The sequence below is a fragment of the Endozoicomonas sp. SESOKO1 genome, assembly GCF_024606265.1.
Lineage (GTDB): Bacteria > Pseudomonadota > Gammaproteobacteria > Pseudomonadales > Endozoicomonadaceae > Endozoicomonas.
Map to the genome: position 1 here is coordinate 1 of NZ_JAHHPP010000132.1, position 1,052 is coordinate 1,052.

At 47.5% G+C, this 1,052-nt stretch carries 1 protein-coding gene; it reads right to left on the reverse strand.

What is annotated here, in order from left to right:
* Positions 1-242: 242 nt before the first annotated feature.
* A partial coding sequence (gene dacB / locus KDK13_RS06600; RefSeq protein ID WP_257284184.1) for a D-alanyl-D-alanine carboxypeptidase/D-alanyl-D-alanine-endopeptidase occupies positions 243-1,052 on the reverse strand: 810 nt, incomplete at its 5' end.

Genomic DNA, 1,052 nt, shown 5'->3' on the forward strand with positions numbered 1-1,052 from the left:
GGCGCATCTTACCGCGCCAGTTTGATTTGTCAACCGGTTGTTTTTCATTCAATCCAAACAACCCATTTTCAAACCGCACTTCCCATTCAGCAACGAACACTCATTCTGCTGATCTCTGACAATCTTTTGGGAATGCCTTGGGAAGAGCTGCGCATTATAAAGAGAAAACGGACGAAGGCAATACTTCATCCGTTAATTTTCAGAACAATATACGACAACCCTCCAACAAGCTGATGCCTTCTTTATTGTGTATCCGTCAGTCGCTCAAGAAATGCCCGGTGGAACAACCTGATTTCATGATGAAAGGCTCTTACCTCTTCATTCGTCGCTGGCTGAACCGGTCTCAGCCCATTCAGCAGTACAGCAAATATCAAAGGTGCGTTATTTTCCGGAAAGGCATAACCCACCATACTGTTTACCCCACTCATGTGGCCAGTTTTCAGCCAGCGACGCTCATCTTCTCGTGAGGCCAGCCAGGGCGCACTCTCCCTCCAGCTTCTCCAACCGGTTTGCAACACTTCAGTAAAGTTATCAGCACTGAGCATGTTATATCGGGACAACCCTGAACCATCCACTAATCTACCCCTGGTCAAGTCAACACCCTCTTCTCTTAACATGTCCAGAACCGCCTCAGTGCCTGAAGAGTATGAGCCCTTTTCACCATTGACAGCTGACCCTATGGTTTTCAGCAGACTGTCGGCGTATAGATTGTCTGATTTGTCCAGTACTCGCTGTAAAAGATCCGGTACAGGTACGGAATGATGACTGGCCACAAGCCATTTAAAATCACCTTGTGGTTTTTCAATCACAACCCTGCCTTCAAGTTTGATGTTATTCGCCTGCAAAAACGACTCAACAAACCTTGCCGCAGCCCGCTCCGGGTCTCGCACTGAAAATGCCATGCGCATTGGTTTGGCATCAGGGGCTATACACCCTTCCAGACGGTACTCATGTTTTGATGACGGCCAAACTTCCTGAACACACTTATTTGACTCATGCAACTGGCTTTTTCTAATCGCCACTCGATTATCAATGGAGAGCTGCCATTGTGG